Raw genomic sequence first — 26,756 nt, forward strand, 5'->3', positions numbered from 1 at the left:
AATGAGCCATCGAGTTGTGGTCGGGCTATCCATCGATGCGTTTCATTGTGAATGTGTAGTTAAAATATTGGCCGCCGTATTGCTATTTGCTTCTACTAGCTCGATGCGTGAAACTTCATGGATTTGACCGTCATCCAACGCGGAAGCGAAGATCTCGGGTTGCTGTCTACCGTTCACTCCCTCCTGAATCACGTCAAGCAGGGCAAGCTCTCTGTTTGACATCAGGCCACAAGCGTTCGACTCGGTGGCTCGCTCTGTTGCTGTTGCATAAGACTGGCGTTCCATCGCCCTATAGAGTTCCGATCCAGCTGGTGGATTTGTAACAGGCCATCTGCTCGATCCCGCGGGTTGGCGCTCCTCCTGCTTCAGTCGGCAGCACGCTCTGCAATAGCTCAAAGTTAGGCATCGCAGGAAAATTGAGAATCTCTGGATTTCGGATCCACGTGTACCTTGAGGACTGAGTTGAGATTTTGCCCTAAGGATGAGGCTGTGGCGAAGAGGGACGACGAGCGACTGACCGATATCGAGAAGGAGATCATAGCCGAGATCCGCTATTGGCGTTCGATGCCGGCAGGCGATCCGCGGAGAGAAGCCCTCAGCGATCCGGTCACCTACCTCCATCAATTGATCGAAGCCAGGCATGCAAATGTGCAATTGCACGTTAAGAACATCTTGCCAGCACTCGGAATTTCGCGGAGAACGTTCGAAAGAAAGTTCAAAAGGAAGTACGGAAAGAATGTTCGGGAGCATATCCAGGAGGTCAGACTTGAGACTGCCTGTTCGATGCTCGGATATGTACCGGTCGAGCTGATCGGAGACATTGCTGAACGGCTCGGCTATACCGAGATACGGGACTTCAATCGCTTTTTCTCTGACCATACGCATATGTCACCGACACAGTGGCGAGAACGTGAACAGGCTTTGACCATGCGCGACTGTCGCAAGTTCGACGAGGAAGACGACTCAAATAACTAGCCACACTCTATCGCGTGTTTTGCGAAACCGAACAGGCTCCCCGCATTTTGTCCACTTCTACGAATTGTGATTGCGTTTATGCAGTGGCACACTCATCTCCACAGTTGGATGGATCGTGTTGGAGTTCCTACTGACGTCCGGCGTAGCGTGAAAAGAGACTCCGGCGTACTGAGAAACCCACTCATCTTTCCATCTGGTACGCGTTAGGTGTATCTCCGGGGCCGACCGACGCAGTGATGCCTACTCGTCCGACCAAACCCGAGCAATTCATCTTCATTGAGGTGACAACGTGATTCAGACTGCTCCGCAGCTTAACTCGATCGTTGACCAGGATGGTGCAGTCATCCTCAACGGGCCTCGGTGCCAGATCACGACGCTCGATGCGATGGGTGGCTATATATGGCGTCAAATCGAACAAGGTAAGACGAAAGAAGAAATTGTCTGCCATCTCGTTGCGGAGACGGCGACCGACATCCAGACGGTCGAACGAGACGTACAGGAGTTCCTGGCGGACCTGGCGTCACGAGCTTTGATCCAAGATGTGGCTGCCGCCCAGCGGCGTTCGGAGGATCAATGACATTGACTTCGTCACACGACGAGCTGGAGTACTATCACTTGCTGCTTCTCGGTTCAAAAACACAAATCGCGTTGCTCGAAGAAGCAGGCGGCGAATCTCGCTTACCGCGTATTGGCATTCCGCGGTACACACGTCCGGCCGAACAGATTACGGCGTTGGTATTCGAAAAATGGCGTCTTCGCGCCATTGTCATCGACTGGCTGAGCGGGCATAAGGGATCACCTTATTGCGCTGTGCTCGAGATCTTCGAGCCGGTACCATTTCCTTGCGACGGGCTTAGTTCTGTTCCGATTGCGGAGGTTCCGAGACATGTACTGCCGAAGGAGTCACTGACCATGCTCGAAGGGATGGTGGAAGGAAATCCCGGTGAACGTGGACCCTTCTCGCGCCTTGGATGGATCGAGGACGCGAAAAATTGGATACGAGAAAGCGCAAACGATCAGGGACTAGAGTTTACGGATATTCGTCAACTCAACGCCGGCGGCTCGTTCGCGCTCGCTCGACTCGATACGCGCTGCGGCCGAGTGTATTGGCTCAAAGCAGTTGGAGACCCCAATCTACGCGAGTTCGCCACTACTTCCTATCTGGCCAAGCATTGTCCCCAATATCTTCCAAGGATACTGTCCCTGCGTGAGGATTGGCACGCGTGGATCATGGAAGAGTTTGGCTCATCCTTGCACTCCTCGGAGTCTTTCGCCGATTTTGAATTGGCTGCAGTTCGACTTGCTGCCCTTCAGATACAGTTCATTGGCAAAGATGAGGAGCTACTCGCGGCGCAGTTCGTCGATCATCGGATGCCGACAGTCGACGGCCATATCGACGAGTTGATCGCATATCTCGAAGAAGCGATGGCGCTGCAAACCAGCACTAGGGTACCTGCACTTTCGAAAACTCGTCTGCTTGAGATTGGAGTTTTGCTTCATCGGGCCTGTAGTGCGATGCAGGAGCTGGCGATACCGGACTCGGTGATGCATAGCGACATTAGCCCAGGAAGCATTCTCGGCGATGGAGTGAATTGCGTATTCACCGACTGGTGCGAAGCGTATCTCGGAAATCCCTTTATTGCCCTTGAACAGCTCTGTGTTCATGTTTCACGAAAGACAACCGTTCCCGATACCTGGCGCGCAAGGCTGACCAGCGCCTACAGGTATTGCTGGCGCGATGTCCTTACTGAGAAGCAAATCGAAGGAGCTCTGCGACTTGTTCCACTCGTATCAGTGCTTTCCTACCTTTACGGTCGCGGCGATTGGCTATACTCTCCGCGCCGGCAAGATCCTGGAGTCCAGGGCTATACGCGCAGCCTCGCTCGACACTTGGATCGGATCGCAATCAGCTCAGGTCAACAGGAGGCATTATGTCAATCTGCGTAGCTGGACCTATCGACGTTGTGGATACGATTCACGGCACGGTCGTAGCCGATCCCTACCGCTGGCTTGAAGAGAGAGATTCTCCAGAGACGGAACAGTGGCTTGTCGACCAGAGTGCACGATTTGAGGAGTACTTCAGAAGAGTTGGTAATTTGGACGCTCTGCGATCCCGGGTGAAGGAGGTTCTTGATGTTGAGACCACAGATCAGATCGGAAAAGTTCGGGATCAATACTTCTATCGTAAACGCAAAGTTGGAGAGCAACAGGCGTCGGTCTACCTCATGGACGCCGATACGCGGACCGAGCAGAAATTGGTCGACCCTAGCGCTTTGGGACCATACGCCTCGGTCGGGATCTATCGCATCTCGAACGACGGCAATTGGCTGGCCTACGAACTGAAGCATGGTGGTGAGCATAGCAAAGCCATCCACGTTGTCGATGTGCAGAGCAGGAAGATTCTCCCTGACCACCTAGCCACCGGACTTGCCCGAGGATTCGCATTCAGAAGTTCAGGCGACGGCTACTACTATTGCCATGATTTCCTCGCGAATGACGCTTCGAACCCAGAGAGTGACCATCTGATCCGCTTCCATCGGTTCGGAACTGACGCACAAGATGACCACGTAATTCTGAGACTTAGCCGGGGTTCTGCCAGCAAACTCGTTCTTGGATCTGACGGCGCAATGCTTTTAGCGGTTCTGTATCAGAAGCATGGCGAAGAATATGCAGCTGACGTCTACGCTACAAATCAACAACACCACGATTCCTGGGACCGTATCGCTCATGATGTACTTGGACCGTTCAATCCATTCTTTTGCCGCGGAATGCTGCTCCTTGTTGATCATAAGGACGACGCCAACGGCGAAATCGTCGAGTTGGACGCAAGCAATTGTCGGCGACGGCGAGTTATTGTCCCCAAATGGGAAAGACCAATCAAGCGACTGACCTTCGTCCGTGATCGCATCTATGTGAGTTATCTAATCGGAACTGAAGCCACGGTGCGAGTGTGGTCGCTTGATGGAGAGTTTTTAGGCGCTCTTCCCCTTGAGAGAGGGAACACTTGGGGTATCCTGCCAACCTACTCCGCAGAAGCCGATGAGCTGTTTCTCTCGTGCGAATCCTTTAATAAGCCTCCCACCCTGTATTCCTTCAGACCGGAGACCGGTAAGCGTGCGGTTTGGAGCCAGAATTATGTTCCAGGCCTAAAGCATTCGATCGTTCATCAAAAGCTCACCTACTCAGCGAAGGACGGTAAGCAAGTTTCGATGTCGCTGGTGGGACATATGAGTTCAGGGTGGAAGGACTGTCCCGTCATTATGACTGCTTACGGGGGGTTCGGGGTCACTCTGACCCCCCAGTTCTCCACCTTTGTGTTGATCATGTTGGAACTTGGATTTCTTCTCGCTCTCCCGGAGATACGGGGCGGAGAGGAACGGGGGACCGAATGGCATGCGGCTGCCCATCGAAGGAACCACCAGGTAGCGGTCGATGACTTTGTTGCAGCTGCGGCGTGGCTACAGACGGAAGGCATTACAAGGCCGGAAAAGTTGGCCATCTTCGGCGGATCGAACTCCGGTCTTCTCGTCGGTGCAGCCGTCACCCAGAGGCCGGATCTGTTTCGTGCCGCACTCTGCATCGCGCCCTTGCTTGACATGGTGCGCTATCACCTCTTCGACCGAGCCTACGTGTGGGCGGGGGAGTATGGAACGGCGGATGACGCGGAGGACTTCCTTGCACTCCATGGATACTCGCCGTATCACCGTGTCGATAGCAAACGGAACTATCCAGCGATCCTGTTCGTGAGCGGCGACAAGGATACCCGGTGCAATCCGGCTCATGCGAGGAAGATGACAGCCCTCCTCCAGCACCGCGCTGCCCAGAGATCTCCGATATTGCTTGATTACAGCGCCCAACGCGGCCACGCCGCGACGATGCCATTGGCTGTACGCATCGATGCGTTGACCAACAGGATCGCATTTGTGTGTCATGAGCTCGGAGTTTTCAATCATGAGACGCCCTGTTCTACAGCACTTGTTCTTCGAGCTTCACGCTACCTCGTTCGAACGGAATGGAATCTGTGGCGGCACAAAGAACGTCCCCTCCAGTCCTCGCTGACGGGGCTTGCCACTGTTGATGGGCATCGAAACCAATATTCTGTCCGGCAGGTATGCCATGCAATGGACATCGCATGTGTCCTCTACTTCAAAGAGGTGAAGTGCCTGCAGCGCTCCGTTGCCCTTACGATGCTGCTGCGCCGGTATGGTCTGGCTGCCGAACTTGTAATCGGGGGGCGCATCGTCCCAGCGAAGTTCCATGCATGGGTGGAGTTGAAGCGAGTCGTGGTTAATGACAAACCGTATACGCCACAACTCTACCGGGAACTGCAACGGTGCTGAACAAAGATCTGATCCTGGGGAATGCTTTATGAGTGTTATCTTTGGCATCCACGACTCGTCTGACCCGAGGGGTTTCAGGCAAGCTTTAGAGCTCCTGGCGCCGGTCACGATTCGTTATGGCCCTGACGGCACAACCATCTCTGCGAATGGTTCCGTTGGAATGTGTTTTCAGGCATTCCAAACTCATCAGCGATCATTGCTCGAACGGCAGCCTTATCTTGATGGCTTAGGAAATATGGTCGCGCTCGATGGAAGGCTTGACAACTACGAAGACATCGCCGCCGCCCTAGGAGTTAAAGCCGCCGAGAGCCCCGATTCCGTACTAATTCTTGGAGCGTTTGAGCGGTGGGGGCAGGAGTGTTTTTCCCGGCTTGTCGGAGAGTGGGCGGTCGCTTTATGGAACTCACAAGATCGCGTCCTCTATCTGGCAAGAGACCATGCGGGAACCAGAACTCTTTTCTACAGGAATGTAGGAGGTCGAACCATCTGGTCCACATATCTTGAGACCTTTTTCACAGAGAAGAATCCACTTGAGTTGAGCAAGGAGTATCTGGCTCGCACCATCGCCTGTCAGCCTGCGGGTGAATCGACCCCGTATAGAGACATTCATGCCGTTCGCCCTGGACACTATATGGCGATTAAAGATGGAAAGGCGAGTATACGTCCGCATTGGAATTGCATTGCAGAGTCCGAGATTTGTTATCGACGAGAGGCCGAATATGATGAGCACTATCTCCAACTCTTTGGGCAGGCGATCAGCCGCCGAAGTCCGCCCGGAACGCGAGCAATAGCTGAGTTGAGCGGCGGCATGGATTCTTCGGCTATCGTTTGCATGCGGGACCACATGGCCTGCGGCCCGATCAATGATATGGATACGTTAGATACCGTCTCGTACTATGACGACACCGAGCCAGATTGGGATGATCGGATATATTTCGAGGCAATCGAGAGATACCGCCAAAAGATAGGGATTCACATCGATGTCTCTCAAAGGATTGCTCAATACGAACCCTTGCTTCTACAAACCCGTATTTACCCGTATATTTGCGGGGATCGTAGCTACTTTGATGCTGCGACTAAGTTCGAGAATGCCGTTGGTGGAAAGGGTCATAGGGTTATTCTTTCCGGAATCGGGGGGGACGAACTACTCGGCGGCGTTCCAACTCCATTGCCCGAATTGACGGACTACGTCAGACGAGGTCAACTATCAAAGCTGATATCTCGAGCGTTCGCGTGGTCTTTAGTCGGACGCAGGCCGTTTGGACAACTGATACTTAGCTCGATAGAGGCGACAATTGCCCTTTGCCGCGGTTCTGTAAGTGAGGTCGCGCCGTCCTGGTTGACTCCCGAGGGGCGGAGGTTGTGCAGTCATTCCAATCCGCGCCGCGTAGAAAAAAGAACACTAATTTGTGCTAGACCAAGCGCAATTGCAAATGGTCACACCTGGTGGGTTCTTCTCGATACCCTGCCAAATCAAGCGCCAAAGCTATTAGGTTGCTATGAGTACCGGTTTCCATTTTTGGATCGAGATCTTGTTGAGTTTTTACATCGATTGCCCCGTCAGCAACTTGTACAGCCAGGTCGGCGACGTCTGCTCATGCGACGAGCGCTTCGAGGGATTATTCCAACCGAAGTTTTAGAACGTAGGCGTAAGGCGTTTGTCTCGCGTGGGCTGACCGCACATCTCCAAAAGGGGCGCCCTACAATCGAAAAGCTCTTCGCAGATTCACTCCTAGCGGAATACGGTCTCGTTGATTCGAGAAAAATCCAAGCCGCACTCCAAGCCGCATTGTCTGGCGAAATGGCGTGGATAGGGCACTTGACGAGAGCGATCGACATAGAAATATGGTTGCGAGGCCTTCGAACTTGATAGGACTCATGTGACCCGTCGTCTCGCAGCGACAATAGAGTTCCGCCCAATACAAATGGGGCGACTGAGATCCGTGTGAGCACTGCTGGCACATAGCCGTGTTCGCACGGAAATTGCACCAAAGAAAGGAACACCTCATGCGCTACACAAAACCAAATGTCCTGACCACGGTTGATGCAAACCGTGCCATCCAGACCCACAGCCATCCCAATGCCAAAATTGCGACCATGGCGGACAACGCCGCCGCAAATTCCTTCTCAACCACCGGAGCATACGAGGCGGACGAATAACGCCCACATGTCGAAGGTACGAGATCTACGTCCATCTTTCAACGACCTACGATAGGCAGACTCAGGGCCGTCTATCGTAGGTCCTAATTCCCGATGACTTCACAAGCTCTTCAGAAACAGCTTTTTAGCACCTGTTAGTGCGTATTCGATTATCCCAAGCTGGGACCTAATTGCGGACGGATACTTTGTTATCTACAGAGTTTTGCCCTCTGTCACGTTGCGCTTTTAATGCCCGCCAGCGCCGATACTGATCGTTCTTTCTCTGATCGTCATCCTCGTATCCCTGCAACCAGAAGCGATACCAATCGACATTCCGTTGTAGGCTGGCGATACGCGCCTTTGGGTGATCTGGTTGGTGCTGTTCATCCGGATAGTAATAGAGTTCGAATGGCTTGCTTAGGCGAAAGAGGCTTTCGCGAAGCTCGTAATAATGAATCAGGTTTCCGGGCACTTTTTCGGGTGACTTATAAGGAAGCTCTTCATGGAAGCCATATCCCATCACCTCTATGAGCAGAGGTGTCCGTATCTTTGCGTAGTTGAATGACGGGGAGTACTTGAGCCAGTTCTCTAGCGCCCCTCCTTCGGGCGAGCCGCCATACATGTGTTCAATATCTGTTGCAAACCATGGAGCTAGCCAGTAATCACTCAAACTATATTGAATGTTGTCTGCGACAGTTGCGGCAGCGTAGAGGACCCGAGCATGGACCAGATCAAACTCAACTTGCCACCCTGTCCTACTGAACCCGATAATCCCAACCTTCGAGGGATCGATCATTCCTCTCTTGTCGAGCATGTTGACCGCACTGTCCCATATATCCATCTGTTGGACCGCCTCCCCAATGCCACCTGGATAGTTTCCTACATTTCGATTATCGAGATCGTCTTGAAATTTCCAATCGTCAGCTACAGTGCGGACAAGATACATTATCCCAGCCGTCGCCAGAGGTTGTGGCGCAAATGAGGGATCGTGATTGCTGCCTGAGTCACAAACAAACCATCCCGCTCCGTCACCTTTCGTTTGGATTACGAGTGGATAGCGTAGGCCTTGTTTGTAATTCGGCGGTAGGAACAGCAAACCGTTCACACTTAGCCCGCCAGTTGTGACCCAATGTACCGCTTCGGCCGATGCAAATTGTGCTCTATGAAGTTGAGGGTTTATATCAGTTAGTATTGCGAGTTGCTTTAGAGAAGATTGATATCTAAATAATTCAGGCGAGGTTGTGGCAGTCTCATGGGTTCCGATAAGCTCGGTTCCATCGGAAACTATAAAGGCGTATTGGTCGTTGTCAGGTTGGGGGAGCGTGATGTGTTCCGCCTCGTGCCACGCATTTCCGAACCGATGGAGCCTCGCAAACTTTGCAAACCCTGTTTGGATGATGATGTCCCCATCAGGTCGCCATACCAGTGGTCTCTCGTGATGAAAAGGAACATGGCGATAGACTTCCTCGACCGTTCCAGACGCGGCATTTACGGAAAAAAGATTTGCGTCTGCGACTGATGCGTGATGCTCTTTCACATCCTCTGCCTTCCATCGGCTGCCGACAGGAGAAGGCGAATTGACAAGGAACGACTGACTGTCGTTTGACCAAAGGGGGGTGCTTGCAGGAAAGGGAGAGTTCAACGCTAAGGCGGTACTTGCTTTATCTAGATCATAGAGAACCATGATGTCGTGCTGCGGAAGAGCTGCGAATGGTTTCATCGACAGATCGTCATTCCACTCAGCCGGAAAGCGATCAGAGAGATAGTTGAGCAATAGGCGTTTTCCATTTGGCGATAGGCTTAGCGACCGTGCCAAAGGTAGACGGGTCGACTTGAGGTGACTAAACGGATTTTCAATGTTAACCGACAACGGGACAGACCATTCGCCTGAAGTGTTTCGATGAGAAATGTAGATGGATCTGGTTACTGTTGTCTCACTAACGCTGGAGCCCGAGCTCACAAGGTAACCTCGTGCAATGTCGTCCTCACTTGTCCCCGCTACGTGCGAGTCTATGTTTTGCTTATCTTGGACCGCGTAGGCTACTGTGGTCCCCAAACTATCGATACTGTACGAATCAATGGTACTTGCAACAGGATCGATCACTTCCTTATGCCCTGTGGAAACATCGAATAGTACAAGGGTATTCGTGTCTCCATTGTCGTCCCCAAAAAGCATTGCAATGCGTCTGTCATCGCTTAACCACGTCAGCTCTGAGATATTACCGCTAAGAAGAGGTTTTCCGAGAGATACAGTCTTGTCATCGACATCTCGGACAAACAGCTCGTAATCGTTGCGATTGTGTTCGATGTCAGGAGTCTTCACTAGATAGGCAATCCGCCTGCCGTTTACACTTAATGACAAGCTGGTAATGTATCTAACACTGACACAATCGCTTGGCGACACCCCGGGCGCTTGTCCCCATAGATAGCTTCCGATTCTGCAGAACAAAAGAAAACCAATCATTGCAACGCACTTCGATGTGTAACGCATGTGACCTGCTCTCACTTTATTGTTCCCAGCTTTCAAAAGCTCAATTTAAGGTTCAACTGTAGCGAGCGGGGACCACCCATTTGATACAAGGGGCTTAGATTCCCAAGGCTCTGCGCAAGTATTTGAGTAGCTAGGCCAAATTGGACGTTAGCGCACGTACCGGCGACAGCACCTCCACAAGTTGCGCCAATCATGCCAAAGTTGGGATGATTGGAAATATTGAACGCTTCCACTCTGAACTGTCCTCGTAACTTGTCGTAGATCGGAAAAGAACGGCGGATAGCAACATCACCCTGGATAGCGCCGAACCCCGTCACGAAGTTGCGAGGCGCACTTCCGGTTTGTCCAGATGTTGGCACGGTGAAAGCAGCAGGGTTGATACGCCGCCTCCCGGGGTACATCGATCCATGCAGAATTAGCGGCACGTCTGCGACAAGATTCAATCCACCATATTCAGTCGCACCGTTAGCTGGATCAATGATTGAGTTGCCGTTGAGCGTGATAGGGAAGCCGGTTCTGGCCGTGAATCTTCCATCAATACCCCAATGCGAGGTCAGCGAATTCAACCAAGAGTAACGTCCGCCATGAGGAAGATCGTAGGACACTGCGGCAGCGACGTTATGCCGGACATCCAGGTCCGAATTGCCATGCTCATAGGGAAGGGCTGCGCTATAAGAGCCATAGTCTAAAGCGTGGGACCATGTGTAGGATGCCAGTGCTTGGAGACCGCGAGCGATTTGCCGTTGATATTTGACTTGCAATGCGTTGTAGCTCGATGTCAGTCCGTTACTGAATACAAAGAGGTAATCGAAATTCGGATTGATCGCTGAAACATTGGACTCGTCCTCCCGCAGAAGCTTTCTCCCATTTGCGCCAACGTAAGAGAGCGTGACAGACTCTGAGCGATCAAGAGCTTGTTCGAGGCTGACGTTCCACTGTAACGTGTATGGCAATTGGAAGTGCGAAGGGTTCGCGTATACGTTGCCGTAAGGGGCAGTAGGTGGATTAGTGATCGTTGGGGTCACTGTCGACGGAGCGACTGGAAAACTGGAGGCAGTTCCGTAGACTGTTCCAAAATAATTGACAGCCGTAAATCCCGGTCCACTGAACCCCTGCGAACCAGTCTGCTGTCCCGTATCGAAGAACACGCCGCCACCACCACGAATAACTGTTTCTTTTCCCGCATCGTTGTGAAGCAGGTATGCGACTCCCATCCTTGGAGCGATGCCTAACCAATCCGTCTTCCACAAGGGAGTGCCTTGAGGGGCTAGGGTCATGGTGGCAGGCTTATTGAAGCCGAGGACGGTGTACGGCATCAAACCATGAGATACACCCGGTGACGGATTAATATCCCACCGGACTCCCATCGATAGGGCCAGACGGGATGTGGCCTTCCATTCGTCTTGGAGATATGCGGAGAAATTCGTATATACAGGGACTTGTGCCGCAAACGACTCTCCCAGTCCCACATCGACACTGTTGGCGAGTATTGAGGCTACGCTCGCAAGTTCGTACAATGAACGAGATGCTACGGGAATGGTCGGGGCTAGTCTTCGCCAATCTATCCCGATTTTGAAGGCATGCTTCCCGTGTTGTATCGCAATCGAGTCAACTAGATTCCACTGTTTCTGTTGTCCCCAAATCGCCCCTGTTTCGTTGAGTTCCGGGAAATATCCGCCAAAAACTGGGTCAACTGTAATGCTTGCCCCCTCCCGAGGAATTCCCTGGATTGCGAAGAGATCGACCGGAACAGCACCTCCGAAATTATCATTCGAGTTAGTGGATACATTTGTGTTCGTGCTGAAGTTCAATTTGAAGTCGTTATTGGTTCTTTCGCTGAGATTCGCGGTTGTCCCGAATGTGTAGGTGCGGGAAGTATAGGCTGATGAAGTGATTACTGACGGTGTGCCGTCGTTCGCGGAAATTCCTCGTGAATCTGCGTCAGACGGGGTATTGCTGAAACGGAAGAAGAAGTGGATCCGCTGGCGAAAATTGTGGTCTATGCGAGCACTGATTGCATCGGCCTGGCTTGGGTTGGACCAAGCGCCCACGAATTGCCCCATTCCGCTGACAAGATCGGGGTATCCGAGAGTAGGCAACGGAAAGGCATTGAGAGCCTGTTGCAAAGGGCCGGTGGTGGAATGTCGCAGCGCAAGGTCCGGAACAGCGTTGACCGTGGCAGGCGATGGGACTACTAAGCGGAGGCCTTCGTAGGAGAAGAAGAAGAAACTTTGATTTGTGCCGTCGTAAAGCCGAGGGATTCTGATAGGTCCGCCTAAAGTTCCACCGAAATCATTTTGCCGCTCGGCAGTCTTATTGGTGACCGGAGTCGTATTGTCGTTAAACCAGCTATTGGCGTCCAGGACATCGTTGCGAAAATAATCGAAGGCCGTGCCATGCCAATCGTTTGTGCCTGACCGCGTCACCATTGAAAACTGGCCGCCGGGGTTGCGGCCATATTCCGCGGAATAGGTGGAACTCTCAACGCGAAACTCCTGCAATGCATCTACGGAGACGAGTCCTTGCGTCGTTCCCAAGGCTGTGGAGGCAGAAAGTGAGCCACCAGCAGCGGGCGATACATTGTTCAACGGCACTCCAGTGTTCGCACTCACTCCGTCCACGGTGTAGTAGTTCGATTCAGTTCGCTGGCCGTTGATGCTGAACTCCCCAGTGGTTCCTAAGACGCCCGCGGCGCGCTGCGGGGAGTTTGTGATCGCGCCCGGCGCCAACAGAATTAGGCCCTGAAAGCTGCGTCCATTGAGCGGAATATTCTCTACGAACTTTCGGTCAATGACTGTGCTAACTGATGCATTGCTAATATTGATCGTTGCGCCACTACCATCCACGGTTACGCTTTGGTGCGCCGCACCTACCTTAAGGATCAAATTCAGATGTTTGTCGTCACCAACGTTGAGAAGCAGGTTGTCAACGGAGATCTCAGAAAAGCCGGATTTCGACACGGCTAGCGAATAGTGCCCGGGCTTTAGAAAAGGGAAAGTCGTCGTTCCAGTTCTCCCACTTATGGAATGTTGCTCCTGGTTGGTATCGATGGCGCGGAGCGCCACCTCTGCGTCCGGAACCACGGCCCCAGAAGAATCGGTGACAGTGAGGGCCAGGCTGGCAGAACTTGTTTGAGCAAGAGCACTAATCTGTAGGGTGGCCGAAAGAAGGATGATGAATATCGAGCAAACGAATCTGCGAAAAAATAATCGAAAGTAAGGCATAGGACTCCTAAGGCCTCTCGGGCCTTCATAAAAATGAATGATCTGTCTGTTAGTTTTTTGCTTCAGCCTGTCGGAGCTTATGGAGTCGCTCGATGGTGCCTTGGAGCGTCTTCTCCTCAGTCTCGAGGTCAGACATCAACCCACCAGCATCTGCGAAGTTATAGTTTTCGGGGAGACTCGATGGAGAAAGTGTGAAGCCTGTCGTGAGGAGACGGTCCAAACGTTCACTGTCATGGTTGAGGATGATGGCGGCCTCTTCGAGTTCGCCGATGTTATGAAGCAGGGAGACACTCCATTGTGAATTCGGGAGGCGCGCTATTCTATTTTGCCCATACGGCGCCAGTTCAGCTCGAAGCGCCACCAGATGCTCGTTGAATGAGTGAATGTGCTTTTCAAGGAGAGTGAGCCAGAGCGTCTTGTCTTCAGGCGCCATTGAGCGAAGTTCACCGAGAGAGAAATCGCGGCCTGCGATCTGGGCGATACTCCAGCCTTCGCGATGAAGCTCGGCACTATTAAAGGTAACGTCACGAGAGAGCGTTCGAATCCGATCTTCCAGCGAAGTCTCCGCCAGCCCATCATGAGCAAGAATTGGGCGGATCTGGTCGTCGAAGGGTATGCGTCGGGTGTCCACTGCAATTGATTCGAGGGACTCCATAGAGACGGGTTGTTCTTTCTTGCGAGACGGCACGGGCTCGTCACTTGAGTGAAGATCGATCTTCAATTGATTACCACTTTTAAGAGATTGAAAGACTCGGCTGACAGAGGTCTTTTCTACGGATGTAGGAAAGACTCCATTGAGTTCTACAGTCCCGTCACTTCGCCGCTCGAGATTCACAATCCTCTCGACATCCGGCCCGAGACTGTTGAGAAGTTGAAGCGCTTCGAGCGTTAAGTGAGTTGAGGAACTGAGACCCGGGTTGAGATTAAGCGAGGAGCGAAGGTCACTGAGCGGGACGGAAGGGTCGAAATCGCCGTCTACCACCTGATCAGCGCGGAGTATTTCGTATGTGAGCTCCCTGAAATGATATTCGCGTGTAACCTTGCCCCTCCTCAGTCGTAAAGTCTCCGACGTCGGATGCAAATCCGTTCCCGAGAGAACAATATCTGCGTAGATGAGAGACGGTGGTGCAGAATGTTGGGGTGTGCCGTAGACAAGTTGGTAGTCATTCCGCCTCCGCTCCACGCGGAGCTTATCGACTTTGCCAATCAGCCGATCAAAATCCGATGCCTCCGGGATTTGGGACCATGCGTCATTAAGAATGTCCGCCGCAGGCTTGTCTGGCGCTTGGTGTCGCATTCCGTCTTTGGGCGTGTAGGTCGTGGATTTACCGGATGCATCAGACCAGCGACCAGCGAGAAGCTTGTGATCCGCTCCTACCATCCTGATGGCACGTCGCTCAAAAGCGTCATCGTGGAGTTCCTGAACTGTCGCCGATTCAATAACTTTGCCTCTGTCATCTCTGACTTCTAGGGCGAATGTCCGGCGGCTCGCGCCTCCGACAGGGATGGCGATCCGTGCTGTTCGCTCAGATTGGGCGAGCAGAGAGATCGCTCCGGGTACGTCGTGGGAGGCTATTCGTGGTTGTTTTCTCCACGGTAGAGCGAGCGCCAAGATAGCGGCCATACCGAGGGCGGCAAAAAGACCAATGTGAAACCGGATTTCAGCATTTGATAGCCAACTTAGCAGTCTCCGCCAGAGTTGCCGGTGTGAAACTGGATGCGCCGAAGCATCTGGAATCTCAACAGATCGTGGTTGGAAAATAGGAAGGCGCTCTTCTTCGAAGATCCAGCTCTCCTCCAACACCTCAAGCGCGGGGTCATAATAGGTGAGTTCAATCACGGAACCACTAGCTGAAGGATTCAATTCGAGGACAAGAAACCGCTCGTCACTGAATGGGATCTCGGTGCGTAGTGGATAGAATCCAGGGAACCCCTGATGTTGCAGGTCGACATACAGGAGGCTGTGACCCTGCTCGCTGAGGATCGAGATGTATTTCGGAGTCGTCGATGGCTCGAGCAGGATCTGGAAGCGGCTCAGGGCCGATGTGACTTTTTGAGCGCCGTGCACGTGGCCATCGACTGCGATTTCAAGAGTCTTAGGTCTGTGCTCCCGCGCAGCGCGGAGCTTCTTTCGCATTGCCGCCACGGTGCGGTTTCCGGAACTACGAGTTGAAGGAGGGTTGCTGCCACGATCGTTGGGATCGTCAGGAAATCGCTTGGAGAGTTCTGGAAAATGGAGCAAGTGATTTGCCCTCTCAAGGCAATCCTGGCAGCTCACGAGATGTCCGACTTCCCGTGTAGTCAGTTGCCGCGTTGAGTTTGCGGAGTAGAGAAGCTCGAGAGCATCCGAGGTAAAACATTCGCCCTCTTTGGCTTCAAAGACACGATTATGAAGCCAAACAAAGAGGGACGCAGGATCGTCTGGCAGACTCAGTTTTGTAAAGGACACCTTGACTATCGAATCCGAGCCCGGAAAGTGCAGAGATCCGGGCAGTTTCAGAAAAACCTTAGCCTCCAGCCGGGCGCTCTCAACCAACTTATAAACAGCAGCCGGAGTTGTCCTGAGAAGAGCAACGATCTCCGAGGGAAAGTACCCAAGAATGAAGCGAAGTATCAAAACACTACCAGCACGGGAGGACATTCGGCGCGCACAGGCGTATTCACAGATGCCCGCAAGATCGCTCCGGACATAGAGCAGCCTACTGTTATCTGCACCGGACAGAGCCGACTCCATCGTGTCGTAGTCTACGGTTTGCAGGTTTGAGAGGGGATCGCGTCCTCGGCGGCGGTGCTTATCATTCGAGAGGTTTTGAAGGGCGCGGTAAAGATAACCTTTCAGACGCTCATCGTCGGTGACATCAATGTCCGAGTGTGAGAAGACGAATCGGACATACAGGTCTTGCACCAGATCCTCGGCTTGATCCTTCGAACCACGTGTCAGAGGCAGCGCTCGGTCGAGCAACCACGCGTAACGATCAAGAAAGATGCTCTCGTGATCGGCTATCTTTTCCAGTTTCAGATTTTGACGAGAGCTCACTGTTTCTCCTCTACCCACCAGTACGAATAGGAAGTGTCATGCTTGATGTTTTGGAAAAATCTAGGACTTTCTGCGGAGACTTCAAGCGACAGAAGGAAGGCTTGCGTTGGCGAGGACATTTGCAGGATGTTGCCGATTATGAAAATTGACGCGAAGCGTCATATTCCTTCGACGAAAGCATCGGAAAGAATCTGTGGTCAACGCAGGTGAGGCAGGCGGTAGGCCAGAAGCTGGCGAGCCGGTTCGGTAGAGCCGGAACGCCAAACTCCAGACTTACAGCTGCGTCACACTGGAGACCGCGAGGCGATAGCCTTCATCGCGGACATTCTCGATCAGGTCCTGGATTTGATGCTCTTTGAACTTCAATCGCAACCGATAGAGCAGGCTCTCGAGAGTAGCGGAAGAGCGGCGGATATCACTGCCCCACACCTTCTTCATGATCTCCTCGCCAGAGAAGACTTTGAGCGGGTTTGAGGTTAACATGTCCATTACCTTGGTCTCTCGGACATTCAACTCGATTGAAACATGTCCCACGGAGAGCTTGCGCTCTTCGCGATCAAGCCGAAAGTCTCGCGTGCCAACCCATCGATTGTGGGAAGGTCTCGGGTGGAGGAGCCGCTCGTCTCGCCTGAAATGGGCTTGAATCCGCGCGAGCAGGACTCGGAACGAGGCACTGCGTTTGACGATATATTCATCCGCGCCGGCATCGAGGGAAGCCATCTGAACGAAATCATCGCTGAGTGCGGAATGGATCAAGATCGGGACGTTGATGCCCGCGGCGCGGAACTGCCGTACCAGTCCGGCTCCGTTGGCAGGGTGGGCAGGGGTATCTGCATCTTCTTTGAGGTTCAGCTCTACGATGATTAAGTCAAAATTCGAGGTCTCAACCAGCCGTTGAGCCGAAGCCACATCCTCTACAAGCTCAACATGATAGCGGGACTTCTGTAGAGCCTTCTGTAATTCCGCACTAATCACTGGTTCGTCATCGACCAGGAGTAACGATTTCATAGAACCCCAAACTGGGAGGTGTGCTGTGAATTCAAATGCTCTGAGGGAAGAAAGCGAAACATTGCCAATCTTTGTAGCCAGTATAAACGGATAAGTTGGCAAGTCCTTCAGTAATACTATGCCAGTTTTGCCAGTTTCTTTGCGCCCTTCTCTTTATCATTCATCAGCTTTTCAAATCATTTTTTCACTAAACCGGTTCAACCAGTTCAGAAGTGTTCCGGCAAACGACTTTACTGCCTGAGTGAACAAACATGCAATAAGAAATCTGATGTACATAATCTGACATCCGATACAAGAATTGACCAGATGCCGCCGTGGAGAGAAGGGCAAAAAAGCCGCAGGTTAGCGCTCATCTTTGGTGAACGAATTGGGTCGGTATGCAGATATCGTTCCGTTCCCCAGCGTCCACGTTTGCTGCAGCGAGGATCAAGCCAAACCGATAGGAGATCTTAGCGAAGTAGAACGCAATTGCGGCTCTGAAACGCGGCAATCGTCGACTAGGGGCCAGCCGACAGTCCCGCCCTCAAACGTCCGCAGGCCTAGCCGCAGATCAACGCACACCTCCCAGATCTACGTCAACCAGTGACCGGCCGTACAGATGGTTACAGAAGTTGATCCGCCCTCCCTCGGAACGGAACAACGCATGAAGCACTATAGTGCCTCTCCATGTAGGCACTATAGTGCCTTCATTAAGAGCGGTCAAGTTCAAAGATCGAAGGATGGCTCATCGCATACCCCCGGAGGGCCCCACTCTTGAGCAGGCGATTGGTCAAGTTTTGAGGAAAGAACGATTGAACCGAGGACTCAAGCAGGTCGAAGTCTCTGCTGCAACGAATTTTAGCGTGCGTTCCATCGGAAAGATGGAGAACGGCAGGCAGAGCATGACGATTCGATCGCTGGATGCGCTCGCGATGTTCTACGGCCTCCCAATAGAAGAAGTGATTATTCGAGCGAAACAGCTCCGGGATGATTCTCTTTAGTGTCGTTCGCTTTGGTGGGGCACTATAGTGCCTTATTTTCCCATACATATCCGCAAAGATTATCGTGTGAGTAAAGGCGACAAAAAGAAGCTGGCCACCCTGGAGCAGGCCTGCGGTCAGGTAATAATTCACCACCGCGAACGATTGGGCCTATCCCAGATGGACCTCGCGGTTGCGACGGGCTACAGTCTGCGCTATGTAGGTGACATTGAACGAGGAACAAAGAGCGCAACTTTGCGCACTATGAACGATCTCGCCACACTGTTCAGCGTTCACCTCGGGTCTCTGATAACCGATGCTGAGAAGCTATTGAGCAGTAAGGAAAAGCAAGCTAAGCCGCGTCCAGCCAGCAAAAGAAAATTTTTATTGCGGCACATCTAATGCAAATTGCCACGTCCCTCCGTGGAGAGGTTAGCATTCAGCGGGCGCCTATTTTATTAAACGTGGCGACTCGCGTGCGCTTGATAAGGCCGATCTCTAACTCCTCTTCGGAAATGAACTCAAATCTGGCTTGCTCCTCGACGATACGGACGGCAGCCGAGGGCTGCGGATGCGAAGAATACTGAAGATATTCAAAATTGCTTTGAAGGCGGGGTTCTCTGGAATACACGAGTGGGACCTCTTTGCCGACCACATATCTGAGTGCAACCAATGCGGTGCAATGCAGACATGAGCACCGATGATCGCCAGACACGCGAAAGTGGCGTCTTCCGCAAGATCGCGCATGGGACACGGACGCCTTCTACGCTTCTGTGGGCCTTCATGATCGCGAAGAGCGTTGCGCTTATCATGACTAACCTCGCTGACGTCTCGTCAGATTCGGAATGGAATCCCTGTCAGTCTCTCGGCTTCGGTCCATAGGTGTTCATTGGAGGTCTCTGCGGCTTCGCCAGTTGTTCAGATGGCAAGGTGGCTCCGGGTCGTGTCTCGACAATTCTCGACAAATCGGCTGACCGAATTAGGCTCGAATTTCGTCGCCCGGAGAGTCAAATCCTAAGTAGACAAAAGCTTGATAAATCGAGGGACAATGGAACAGCCTTGTACGATTTGGATCAAAGATTATAGGGGTCGATCCGGCAACTTGGGATCGAGCTGCCGCCCATTTGCACAAAAGAGCCTATTTTTACTCTTTCTAATGCTCCTGTTGATCCCCGTCCTGACGTTTCCAGGAGCGGTTGTACGAGCATGCGGTCAGACTCCATCCCTGATTGCCTCAACCGCCGCTTCCGAGGAACCGGATTTGCCCGATGCTCCATCAGCTATCCCTGATCCTCAGCAGAGCGGTCAGCTAAACATTCCACTGCTACCACTGGGGAACAATCAACCCTTACAGTCAATGGACTTCGGAGGAAAATTCAGATACATCATCGAGCCCAATTTCGGTCCCCGCAGCCTCATATTGAGCGCTTTCAATGCCGGGATCCGCATGGCGAATGTGCCCGACCATTACTCTCATGAGTGGCACTCCGGCGCTCAAGCCTACGGTCGCCTCTATGGAGATAGCTTTGCTCGTAACGGCGCTGACAGCATCGCGCGCTTTTCTACTTCTGTCCTGCTGCACGAGGATCCCCGCTATCACCGTTCCCAAAGCACCTTCTTTCCCCAGCGTTTGGGTCACGCCATTGCCTTTACCTTCGTGGATAGGACGGACGGGGGCCGTCCCACAATCGCCGTGTCGAATTTCGCCGGCGCCGCAGCTGGCGGTTTTATAGGCAATGCATACCTTCCCGCTGGCTTCGATGACCTGACCCACGCGGGTCAGAGGTCTACCGTTCTCTTCGGCGGGAGAGCAGCTCAGAATATCGCTGCTGAATTTGCCCCGGAGCTCGGCCGCTTTCTGATGAAGGTCCATCTGCCCCATTTACCGATGCCTCCAGTCTGGTGGACAGGTGATAAGTAACCCAATTTCGCCTGTTTACTCCCCTCAGCGGGAGGGGTGTGACCAAAACCAGGGTGCCTCTGTTCGGGCTGCTTTGCCGCGCTTGCAAGATTGAACTGGGCGTCTTCAGAAAGTCTGAGATCTGCGATAGGTGAGGATGAGCCCCTATAAGCGCGCATACCGTCAGCTGAGTCAATTACTGACGACAAGCCGACATCCCGGTACTAATCCGACAAACGCCTAGCAGCAGGGTTGGTGAAGAGTTATATCTGACCGCTATGGATTTGCTTCCTGCCTGATTCAGGAGATCCCGGCAAGCGAACTCGAACTTCAGTCCCGATACCGACCTGACTCTTCACAAGCAGGCTTCCGCCGTGACGCTCCACAATCTCGTATGAGATGTAGAGGCCGAGCCCATTGCCGAGGTCGCCCTTCGTGCTGTAGAACGGCTCGAAAAGATGTCGCAACGCTTCGTCGTTCATTCCGTGTCCGTTGTCCCGAACTTTGATCTCCGTCATGTCGCTATCTTGCCTGGCACTGAACGCGATTTGCCCCCCTACAGGCACAGCCTGAATCGCATTCGATACCAAATTTGCCATCACCTGGAGTATTTGGCCGAGCGTTCCGTAAATGGAGACTTCTTCTCCGCCTTCGATTAGAGCGTTGACCTCCCGGTTTCTTATCTGGCCAGCGAAGAGTTGCAATACGTCTTTGAAAATATATCCGGCGGTTCGAGACTCTGGGGTTTGAGCGCTCTCCTTCGACCATCGAAGCGTCTGTTTGGTAATCCCCGAGATTCTCTGCAGCTCGCTTTCTGCCGATTCAATGTACCCGCGAGCGGTTTCATCTTCTTTGACTCGATCGTTTAAGAGATACAAAAGGTTAATGATGGCCTCCAGCGGATTGTTGATTTCGTGTGCGACCACGCTGGTCATTCTTCCTGTAAGGGCGAGTTTTTCTGTCATTCGCAATGCCGCTTCGCGTTGACGTCGGTCGGTAAGGTCTGTGCAGGTGCCTGCCCAACCAGCTCTCGTACCATCGGCGCGAAAGTATGGGACGGCACGAACCAGGTTCCATCGGTCGGCATCCTTTGACGGCGGGTGAAATTGTACTTCCAGCTCGAAGGGAATGCCCTCTGTGACAGCAGCCGTCCAGAGCTTACCAGAGCGCTGTTGATCTTCTAACGCGAGGTTTTGCTGTTCAAACCAACGACCTTGACTGTCAAAACCCTGCTCGCCCCATTTCTGATTTACAAAGGTGAGTTGACCATCATCATCGGAGGTCCAGACGGGATGCGGCAAGGCATTGGTTAATTGCAAGAAGCGTGCCTCACCGAGTTGCACGGCTTCTTCCGCGCGCTTCAGACTGATGGTCATGATCGCCCCGCGAAACTCAGTCGCTGATTCGATCTCAACTTCAGTCCAGGGCTTGCTTCGACCTCGAACAAGTTCGCCCCAGATTTCAAATGATTTTCTGGGGTTGAGCTTTTGATTCTTATTCTGCAGCTTCTCAGGCTCCCCGGCCCACCGCACCGTTTTTATTACCTCAGGCCGAAACCACATGAGGTAGCTTTGACGGACGTGAGAGATTCGAATGGCCAGCAGGCCACTCGCAACCTCGCTGAACTCCGATGCCCAATCGATCTGGCTGCCAAGATGGCGGCTTTCAAAGACTTCGAGATCCGGCCTGCTATCCATCCACTCCGCCAGCCTCTTTAGATCGGAGTCTGATGGCGTGATCCCGGCCACAGTAAATTGCCCATCCATCACGAGCGCCGCACCTTCCGCATCTGTGATCTGGATCAAATCCCTCATCTGATCGGTCATGGCTGCGAGATAGTTGATTTCTGAAGCCATTTGGGTCAACATTCGGCGTTGCACTGCGTGGAAGTGAACCGTCTGGTGCAACCTTGCTGAAGTAGCTAGGCTCATCAATTGCGTAGCAACCAGCCGGGTCAGCAAATCGCACGCGCTGCGCACCAGATAAGGCACCGTACGCGGTTCTGCATGATGCCCGCTGATAAGTCCCCAAAGTTTTCCCTCGCAAATGATTGAGACCGACATCGAAGACATCGTTCCCATATTGCGCATGTACTCAAGATGAACAGGAGAGACACTCCGGAGGATCGACATGGAAAGGTCCAGTGTCCCTAACGGTCGTTTACCGAGCCCATGCAGGGGCGATGGAACATAACTTGCATCCGGAATAATCCGGACTGTATTGAGGATGTAGAGATCGCGGGCCTGTTGCGGAATATCGGAAGCTGGAAATCTAAGATCGAGGTAGCTGGGGAGGGTTCCATCGTTTTGCTCGCAAAGCACGGTGCCGTGGCCGGCCTCATCGAAGCGATAAAGAAGAATGCGATTGAAGCCAGTAAGATCTCCTATCTGTTCTGTGATCGCCTCGCAAAGCTCCGTTTCACCCCGAAGGTTATTGAGCTTGCTCACGAAGTTGGTGAAGACCTGGTTGGTCATCTCCGGGCTGACGAGGCGATCCGTAACCTCAAATTCGAGGATGCGTTCGCCGTTGACACGATGGGTCACGATGCTGAAGAATCGCCCACGCATCTGAAACGAACCCAGGTAGGTAAGGAGCCCTTTGTCACTGCTGGAGTGGAGGAGGGCGCTGAGAGCTCCAAAAATCTCGCGTTCGAGAATGGTCTCGAGCGGCGTACCGAGGATCAATCCTAACGGAACTTCGAGAAACTCTTCAGTGTTTTCACTCGCGCCGACAACATGTTCGGCGCGGTCATCCAGCAGCAAAAGGAAGCCATGACGTTGAATACTTCCTGGGATACGAATTGGCTCGTCGGCGCAGCTCTGACCAATCCGACATAGGCCATCGGTCACACGTTTGTCGCCTGCGCGGCTAACTTCCATCCATGGCCGATTTCCTCTGCATCCACATCCAAAAAGTCCTGAACATCGCTTTGGCAGAGACCACCACGGCGTCTGTCTGTTCGTCCGGTATCCGTAGCTTCAACATCTCACAGAACTCCTTCCACATCGGCCCAGTTTGACTGCCATGGCCGCGAAAATACGAGCTACCCTGACCCTCGCCCAGATGAAGTGCCACCTCGACGTGACGGGCGATAAGCTGTCCGCCCAAAGTCGATCCTTCCATGACATACATAGTCCCAAGAAGGCCGGGCAGACTGTTCATCTCCGGCAGCATGGGACGCCCGTCATTTTTCTCAGCTACACCGAACCACGCCAGATCTAGTTCCAGGAGAGGACGTCTCTGTCTTGTGAGGAGTGACGGCTGGAGCCATTCCGGGCCAATCTCAGCAGCTCGCTCTTCCCAGGTGGCGACCACTCCGTAGAGACGTTGGAGACATTGAACATACTCGGCTAGGTTGAGCCCTTGGTGCATCAAGGGAACGGAGTCTTCTACGTTGTGGTGGTCGGCTTCAGTCTCCTGCCTCAATTTTTGTATGTCCAAGTCGCGACGCTCCTCGAACATACATTTGAAATGTACAGGTGGACTAGTTATACGCCTTTTTACCCTCCGCAGACTTCCAGAGCTTTCGTCGGCATTTGCAAAGGCAATCTTTTGGCTCATCTGCGCGAGAATCGATGAACTTAGATTGATGGGAAAAATCAGTACCGAGAAACGCCGTTCTCGTCAGTTGAGAATTGCTTCCGAGAAGCCGACTTGAACGAAGCCGCTGTGCGGCGGACGCGTTCGCGTGTGGCGAGTTGAGAGTGGTGGCGTTGAGTTAGCGTGTGTCGCAGAGAAGGAGGTTCTCTGTGACCCAACTACGTCAGATCATGCTTGAAGAGCTGGAGCGTCGCAACTACGCCCAGTCCACCATTCGCACCTACATCCGCACGGTTGAGCATTATTCGCAGCACTTCCATCGTTCACCCGAGGAGCTTGGCCTGGAGCATATCCGGGAGTACCAGGCGGCGATGTTCCGCACCTGGAAGCTGGCCCCGAACACGGTGGCGCAGCGACTGGCAGCGTTGCGCTTTCTTTACATCCAGGTCCTCAAGCGCGGCTGGAGTGCCGCCGAGACCCCGTACCCGAAGAAGGTGCTGCATCTCCCCGAGATCCTCACCCAGGCGGAAGTCGCGCGCCTGATCGATGCGACCGAGACTGCGTTTCAGCGCATCCTGGTGATGACGCTTTACGCCACGGGAGCACGCCGGGCAGAGGTCGCGGCCCTGAAGGTGAGCGACATCGACAGCCCGCGGATGGTGGTTCACATCCGCGGCGGCAAGGGCGGCAAGGACCGGGACGTGATGCTGAGTCCGGCGTTGCTCGAAGCTCTGCGCACCTACTGGCGGGGACTTCGGCACAAGCCAACGACGTGGCTGTTTCCGGGTAACCGATGGCATACGTCGAGCCGTCCCGTCACCACCAAGGTGCTGTGGACGGCGTGCCGGCAAGCCGCTGTTCGCGCAGGCCTCGCGCACAAGAACATCCATCCACATACGCTCCGACACTGCTTCGCAACGCATCTTCTCGAAGCCGGTGCCGATCTCCGCACGATCCAGCTCCTGCTCGGTCATCGCGATCTCGAAGAGACCACGATCTATCTGCACCTCTCAAGCAAGCACCTGAGTGCAACCTCCAGCCCGCTCGATGCGCTTGCACTTGCAACACACGGAGAAGCCTTACGAAGCGTCTAAGCCGCTCCTCTGTGGAGATGGCAGACGTCGTTCGTTATGCCGGGCAGGGCTTCGTCGAACGTAGCCGCAGGTGGATCAACGGACAGCATGAGAAGGTGCTGGCTGCGATCGTGCGTTGCCGCACGGCTGCTCTCGGCGGCCATCGCGACCAGTGCTCGGGCTGCGGACATACGGCCATCTCCTATAACTCGTGCCGCAACCGGCACTGCCCGAAGTGCCAGGGCAACGCCCGCATCCGCTGGCTCCAGCAGCGTGAGCGGGAGTTGCTGCCAACCCGCTACGTCCATGCGGTGTTTACGATGCCGCGTGAACTGGCTCCGCTTGCACTCCAGAACAAGCAGGTGATCTACGGCCTGCTGTTCCGGGCAAGCGCCGCCACGCTCCTGGAGGTCGCACGCGATCCTCGGCACCTGGGCGCGGAGATCGGCTTCTTCAGCGTGCTCCATACCTGGAACCAGCGCCTGCAGCATCATCCGCATGTCCACTGCGTCATCGCCTCCGGCGGTCTGGCACCGGATCACGGCAGTTGGATCTCGTCACGCCGCACCTTCTTCCTCCCGGTCAAGGTGCTTGGACGTGTCTTTCGCGGCAAGTTCATCGCCGGCCTCAAGGCCGCGTTTCATCAAGGCAAGCTTGAGTTCCATGGACACCTCGCATCGCTTGCCGAGCCACGCAGCTTCACCGCCTGGCTCAGAGTCCTGTTCCGTCACGACTGGGTCGTCTACTCCAAGCGGCCCTTCGGCGGACCGGAACACGCACTGCGCTACCTTGGCGCCTACACCCATCGCGTCGGCATCTCGAACAGCAGGCTGGTCGCCTTCGCGGAAGGCCAGGCCAGCTTCCGCTGGCGAGACTCAGCCCATGGCAACAGGAAGCGCGTCATGAGCCTGCCGGCAGACGAGTTCCTGCGTCGCTTCCTCCTGCACCTGCTCCCACAAGGCTTCGTCCGCATCCGCAACTTCGGCTTCCTCGCCAACCGGCAACGAGCGAAGCTCCTGCCGCTCTGCTTCAACCTGTTAGCCACCTCGGCCGATCAGACCAGAACTGAAGACACCGCCGACGAACCCAGGCCATCCGTGACCCTGCCCATATGCCCACTCTGCAGCGGAACGATGCGCGTCGTCGAGCGGTTCTCCTCACTTCAACTACTCCCTCGCTCCCCACCGCAGCAGGAAAGAGCCGCCGCATGAACACGCAACTTCAGCCTCGCACTCAAGTCATGCAAAGGCATGCCCGACCCGTCTGCGTCCTAACTGACTCTCACCCTCGGCGGCTGCTCCATCACGCTCCTAAAACCACACGTCGGAGCGCATCGAACTCAGCCCACACCTCTACTCAGCCTCTTCAGCGACTCCGCAGAGCTTCGCTACCAGGACTCCAGGCCAACTAACCCATCCAACTCCCATAAGCAGCGGCCCCGGATAAAGCGGCTTCCTTCAAGTCGCTGCATCCGAACCGCCCACCTAGACCCGTGCCACAACACGCGTTCAACAAAGGGCGGTCCAGATACAGCACTAAGACTTGTGAGGACTAATATCCCTTGCATATTTTAGGCGACGGTCCCGTGCTCCTTAGTGAGCAATGGACTCGATGACCTCGAAGAGATTGCCCCAAGGATCAGCGAAGAACGCGACGCGGAGCCCCATTGCGGGTACATCGTGTGGCTCGCTGGCGATGGTCACGTCGCGGCGTTTCAGTTCGTCGATGACGTCGTCAACGCTGTCGACGCTGAAACCTGGGTGATGCCACCCGGACATGTTGTAGCTGTCATGCAGATCTTTATAGGCGGGGCGTTCCACCGCGCCGGGGCCGGCCATCAACTCGAAATGAAAACCGTCGTCCCCGGCAGGATAAAGAAAGCCGAAGCTGAGCCCGGCTACGGACACTGTTTGCTTCGACCGAAAATCGAGCTTGTCGGCATACCAGGCAATCGCTGCGTCAAAATCCGGCACGCGAATGGCTGCGTGGTTGATCTTCAAAGAAGCAAGAGAGCGGGAGGCTGGTGGCGTGCTCAGTGTGGTCATTATTTTTCCTTGGGAACGTCGTTAT

Annotated in this window: 20 protein-coding genes; 12 read left to right on the plus strand and 8 right to left on the minus strand. The window is 53.8% G+C overall.

Annotation, left to right across the window (positions count from 1 at the left end):
* Nucleotides 1–42 precede the first annotated feature (42 nt).
* Entirely contained in the window at nucleotides 43–285 is a 243-nt protein-coding gene (locus GSQ82_RS09865) for a hypothetical protein (RefSeq protein ID WP_158792080.1), read from the minus strand.
* A 204-nt stretch (nucleotides 286–489) separates the two neighbouring features.
* Between GSQ82_RS09865 and GSQ82_RS09870 the strand changes: the two genes are divergently transcribed.
* From GSQ82_RS09870 to GSQ82_RS09895, 6 genes are all read left to right on the plus strand, one after another.
* Nucleotides 490–975, plus strand: coding sequence for a helix-turn-helix domain-containing protein (locus tag GSQ82_RS09870; RefSeq protein WP_158792081.1), 486 nt, complete (start codon nucleotides 490–492; stop codon nucleotides 973–975).
* 289 nt (nucleotides 976–1,264) lie between these two features.
* Entirely contained in the window at nucleotides 1,265–1,552 is a 288-nt protein-coding gene (locus tag GSQ82_RS09875; protein ID WP_158792082.1) for a PqqD family protein, read from the plus strand.
* Nucleotides 1,549–2,922, plus strand: coding sequence for a hypothetical protein (locus GSQ82_RS09880; RefSeq protein ID WP_158792083.1), 1,374 nt, complete (start codon nucleotides 1,549–1,551; stop codon nucleotides 2,920–2,922). The genes GSQ82_RS09875 and GSQ82_RS09880 overlap by 4 nt, the downstream gene beginning before the upstream one ends.
* A complete protein-coding gene (locus GSQ82_RS09885) occupies nucleotides 2,907–5,315 on the plus strand; it encodes a lasso peptide biosynthesis B2 protein (protein WP_158792084.1) in 2,409 nt (802 codons plus the stop codon). Before GSQ82_RS09880 ends, GSQ82_RS09885 begins: the two co-directional genes overlap by 16 nt.
* Nucleotides 5,316–5,343: 28 nt before the next feature.
* The gene (locus GSQ82_RS09890; protein ID WP_158792085.1) at nucleotides 5,344–7,185 is read left to right on the plus strand and encodes an asparagine synthase-related protein; all 1,842 of its coding nucleotides are present in this window, start codon (nucleotides 5,344–5,346) and stop codon (nucleotides 7,183–7,185) included.
* Between the two features lie 137 nt (nucleotides 7,186–7,322).
* On the plus strand, nucleotides 7,323–7,475 hold the full coding sequence (locus tag GSQ82_RS09895; protein WP_158792086.1) for a hypothetical protein: 153 nt from the start codon (nucleotides 7,323–7,325) through the stop codon (nucleotides 7,473–7,475).
* A gap of 166 nt (nucleotides 7,476–7,641) precedes the next feature.
* Here the strand turns inward: GSQ82_RS09895 and GSQ82_RS09900 are convergent, their stop codons facing one another.
* The 4 genes from GSQ82_RS09900 to GSQ82_RS09915 form a co-directional block, all read right to left on the minus strand.
* A complete protein-coding gene (locus tag GSQ82_RS09900; RefSeq protein WP_158792087.1) occupies nucleotides 7,642–9,777 on the minus strand; it encodes a S9 family peptidase in 2,136 nt (711 codons plus the stop codon).
* Nucleotides 9,778–9,977: 200 nt separating this feature from the next.
* On the minus strand, nucleotides 9,978–13,169 hold the full coding sequence (locus GSQ82_RS09905; RefSeq protein ID WP_158792088.1) for a TonB-dependent receptor: 3,192 nt from the start codon (nucleotides 13,167–13,169) through the stop codon (nucleotides 9,978–9,980).
* Between the two features lie 49 nt (nucleotides 13,170–13,218).
* Nucleotides 13,219–16,206, minus strand: coding sequence for an RNA polymerase sigma factor (locus GSQ82_RS09910; protein ID WP_158792089.1), 2,988 nt, complete (start codon nucleotides 16,204–16,206; stop codon nucleotides 13,219–13,221).
* 273 nt (nucleotides 16,207–16,479) lie between these two features.
* Nucleotides 16,480–17,214 (minus strand): response regulator transcription factor, encoded by a 735-nt coding sequence (locus GSQ82_RS09915; protein ID WP_158792090.1) that lies wholly within the window; start codon nucleotides 17,212–17,214, stop codon nucleotides 16,480–16,482.
* A gap of 719 nt (nucleotides 17,215–17,933) precedes the next feature.
* On the opposite strand from GSQ82_RS09915, the gene GSQ82_RS09920 reads away from it, so the two are divergent.
* From GSQ82_RS09920 to GSQ82_RS09935, 4 genes are all read left to right on the plus strand, one after another.
* A complete protein-coding gene (locus GSQ82_RS09920; protein WP_256370069.1) occupies nucleotides 17,934–18,194 on the plus strand; it encodes a helix-turn-helix domain-containing protein in 261 nt (86 codons plus the stop codon).
* Nucleotides 18,195–18,221: 27 nt separating this feature from the next.
* The gene (locus tag GSQ82_RS09925; protein ID WP_158792092.1) at nucleotides 18,222–18,575 is read left to right on the plus strand and encodes a helix-turn-helix domain-containing protein; all 354 of its coding nucleotides are present in this window, start codon (nucleotides 18,222–18,224) and stop codon (nucleotides 18,573–18,575) included.
* A 288-nt stretch (nucleotides 18,576–18,863) separates the two neighbouring features.
* Entirely contained in the window at nucleotides 18,864–19,055 is a 192-nt protein-coding gene (locus GSQ82_RS09930; RefSeq protein ID WP_158792093.1) for a hypothetical protein, read from the plus strand.
* Nucleotides 19,056–19,434: 379 nt separating this feature from the next.
* Complete coding sequence (locus GSQ82_RS09935) at nucleotides 19,435–20,094, plus strand: hypothetical protein (RefSeq protein ID WP_158792094.1); 660 nt, start codon at nucleotides 19,435–19,437, stop codon at nucleotides 20,092–20,094.
* Between the two features lie 242 nt (nucleotides 20,095–20,336).
* On the opposite strand, the gene GSQ82_RS09940 is transcribed toward GSQ82_RS09935, so the two are convergent.
* Nucleotides 20,337–22,952 (minus strand): ATP-binding protein, encoded by a 2,616-nt coding sequence (locus GSQ82_RS09940; protein ID WP_158792095.1) that lies wholly within the window; start codon nucleotides 22,950–22,952, stop codon nucleotides 20,337–20,339.
* Nucleotides 22,942–23,514, minus strand: a complete 573-nt coding sequence (locus tag GSQ82_RS09945) for a biliverdin-producing heme oxygenase (protein WP_158792096.1) — start codon at nucleotides 23,512–23,514, stop codon at nucleotides 22,942–22,944. The genes GSQ82_RS09940 and GSQ82_RS09945 overlap by 11 nt, the downstream gene beginning before the upstream one ends.
* Nucleotides 23,515–23,822: 308 nt before the next feature.
* Here GSQ82_RS09945 and GSQ82_RS09950 point away from each other — a divergent pair, with 308 nt between their 5' ends.
* Both GSQ82_RS09950 and GSQ82_RS09955 read left to right on the plus strand, forming a co-directional pair.
* Nucleotides 23,823–24,707 carry a site-specific integrase gene (locus GSQ82_RS09950; protein WP_158792097.1) on the plus strand — a complete coding sequence of 295 codons (885 nt, stop codon included), beginning with the start codon at nucleotides 23,823–23,825 and terminating at the stop codon, nucleotides 24,705–24,707.
* A 17-nt stretch (nucleotides 24,708–24,724) separates the two neighbouring features.
* Nucleotides 24,725–25,897, plus strand: coding sequence for an IS91 family transposase (locus tag GSQ82_RS09955; protein WP_158792098.1), 1,173 nt, complete (start codon nucleotides 24,725–24,727; stop codon nucleotides 25,895–25,897).
* A 381-nt stretch (nucleotides 25,898–26,278) separates the two neighbouring features.
* Here GSQ82_RS09955 and GSQ82_RS09960 read toward each other — a convergent pair whose 3' ends face one another.
* Nucleotides 26,279–26,731: a VOC family protein gene (locus GSQ82_RS09960; protein WP_158792099.1), complete on the minus strand. Its 453-nt coding sequence runs from the start codon at nucleotides 26,729–26,731 to the stop codon at nucleotides 26,279–26,281.
* Nucleotides 26,732–26,756 lie beyond the last annotated feature (25 nt).

The sequence above is a fragment of the Granulicella sp. L60 genome (assembly GCF_009765825.1).
In the GTDB taxonomy this organism is placed as follows: Bacteria; Acidobacteriota; Terriglobia; order Terriglobales; family Acidobacteriaceae; genus Edaphobacter.